This is a genomic window from Streptomyces milbemycinicus, from assembly GCF_002154605.1.
Taxonomy (GTDB): domain Bacteria; phylum Actinomycetota; class Actinomycetes; order Streptomycetales; family Streptomycetaceae; genus Streptomyces; species Streptomyces milbemycinicus.
The window spans coordinates 1-2,330 of sequence record NZ_MUNE01000653.1; the positions used below are offsets into that span (position 1 = coordinate 1).

Annotated in this window: 2 protein-coding genes; one reads left to right on the forward strand and one right to left on the reverse strand. The window is 68.3% G+C overall.

Going from position 1 to position 2,330, the window contains the following annotated elements:
- Positions 1-357: 357 nt before the first annotated feature.
- Positions 358-906, reverse strand: coding sequence for a MarR family winged helix-turn-helix transcriptional regulator (locus CCN51_RS41570; protein ID WP_014178366.1), 549 nt, complete (start codon positions 904-906; stop codon positions 358-360).
- 148 nt (positions 907-1,054) lie between these two features.
- Here CCN51_RS41570 and CCN51_RS41575 point away from each other — a divergent pair.
- Positions 1,055-2,330, forward strand: a 1,276-nt coding sequence (locus CCN51_RS41575) for an MFS transporter (protein WP_086860757.1), incomplete at its 3' end; no start/stop codon positions are given.

Genomic DNA, 2,330 nt, shown 5'->3' on the forward strand with positions numbered 1-2,330 from the left:
TCCTTCGAAACCGTTTCACCGGTTTCTCCGGGCGCTTCCCTTCGGTGTTTCCAACCTTACCAGATCCGTTTTCCGGTCCGTTCCCGGTCCGAATTCCGTTTCCGGCCCCCTGTTGGAGCGGGGTTTTTCGCGCCTTCCGGCGTGTCCACTACTTTAGCGGATTTCCTCCGAGGCTCATAATCGAGCCTCCCGACCGAATTCCGGGCACGCCGAAATCCATCCCGATGAGGGGCCGTGCAGTAGTGGTTTGCGCCGATGTGGCGCGAGCGGCTACCGAAGAACCGTTACGGCTCCGTGGCAGCTCGGAGTACATTACGCATCGCGCCGGTGCGTGTCAAACATCCCCGGCGTGCGATGTCAGTCCAGGTCGCTCAGCCGTCCGCCGGCGTCCGGCTGGGTTTCCTCCACACGGCGCAGGACCCGCATCAGCATCTCGCCGAACGCCGCGCGCTCTTCGCTCGACAGGTCCTGGAGAAGGTCTTCCTCGAAGACGGATGCCATCCGCATGGCCTCCAGCCATTTCTCCCGGCCCTCGACCGTCAGCTCCACGATGACGCGCACCCGATTGGCCTCGTCGCGCTCGCGCGTGACCAGACCGTCGTTCGCCATGCGGTCGATGCGGTGGGTCATCGCGGCCGGGGTGAGGCCGAGCCGCTTGGCCAGGTCGCCGGGGCCCAGTCGATACGGGGCTCCGGAGACGACGAGCGCCTTGAGCACTTCCCACTCGGCGTTGCTGATGCCCAGGGTCGCGGTATGGCGGCTGTACGCGACGTTCATCCGCCGATTGAGCCGGCTGAGGGCGCTGACGACCTGCTCCACCTGTGGGTCCAGGTCCTGGAACTCGCGCTGGTAGGCCGCGATCTGCTCCTCGAGGCTCGGCTCGGCCGGGCCGGGGGTCTCAGGCATGCCGCGCAGTATGGCACGTAACCCATTCGCCTTGAAGTCCTTCGGCGTGTACTCTTTAGCTTCGAACTTTACTATTGAAGTCTTCAGACTTCGACTGTTCGAACTTCTCCTACTCGTCATCGAACGTTTTCGACCTAGGCAGGTGAGTGTGACCACCGCGATGGGCGCCGCGCTGCGCCGGATCCAGCTGGGGAACGCGCTGAGCGCGTTCGGCAACGGCTTCACCGTTCCGTTCTTGTTTGTCTATGTGGCGCAGGTGCGGGACCTGGGCGCGAGTACCGCGGGCATGGTGCTCGCGGCGTTCGCCGTCGCGGCGCTGGCCGTGCTGCCCTTCACCGGTCGGGTGATCGACCGGCGAGGGCCGCTGCCAGTGGCCCTGGCGGGTGCCGTGGCCTCGGCCTTCGGATCCATGGGACTGGGGCTGGCCTCCGACGAGGCGTCCGTCATCGCCGCGGTGGCCCTGCTCGGTGCGGGGATAGCGGTGATCCAGCCCGCCCTCGCCACCATGATCGTGTGGTGCTCGACCACGACCACCCGTTCGCGCGCCTTCGCCACCCAGTTCTTCCTCAACAACCTCGGGCTCGGCGTCGGCGGGCTGCTCGGCGGGCTGCTGGTCGACCCCTCCGAGCCGTCGAGCTTCGTCCGGCTGTTCGCGATCGAGTCGGTGATGTTCCTAGTGCTGGGCGCGGCCGTGGCGACCGTACGGTTGCCGGCGGTTTCGAAGCTCGACCCGGCGTCGGCCGTGGCAGAGCGGACCGGGGGCGGCTGGCGGGCCATGCTGCGTAACCGGGCCATGGTGCAGCTGTGTGTGCTGGGCTTCGTGATGTTCTTCGCCTGCTACGGGCAGTTCGAGTCGGGGCTGGCGGCGTTCGCGGTGGAGGTCGCCCATATCTCGCCCGCGATGCTCGGCGCCGCATTGGCGGCGAACACGACGGCCATCGTGCTGGCGCAGTTCGTCGTGCTCCGGCTGGTCGAAGGGCGACGGCGCAGCCGGGTCATCGCGCTGACCGGGCTCGTTTGGACGGTGGCCTGGCTGGCGGCGGGGGCCTCCGGTCTGGTGCCGGGCAGCCAGGCCATCGCGACCGGCGCGATCATCTCGGCGTACGCGCTCTTCGGGCTCGGCGAGGCGATGCTGTCGCCGACCGTCGCCCCGCTCGTGGCCGATCTGGCTCCGCCGACCATGGTCGGGCAGTACAACTCCGGGTTCGCCCTGGTCAAGCAGCTGGCGCTGGCCGTCGGCCCGGCAGTGGGCGGACTGATGGCCGGGGCCGGGATGTACGTGGCGTACATCGCGATGCTCGTCGGCTGCTCCCTCGGCATCGCGGCGCTCGCGCTGCGGCTGGGCGGGCGGCTCACGGCCCGCCAGGACAACCCGCTGCGCGGGCACAGGAGCCGACTGGACCCCGCGCAGCGGGTTGTCCTGG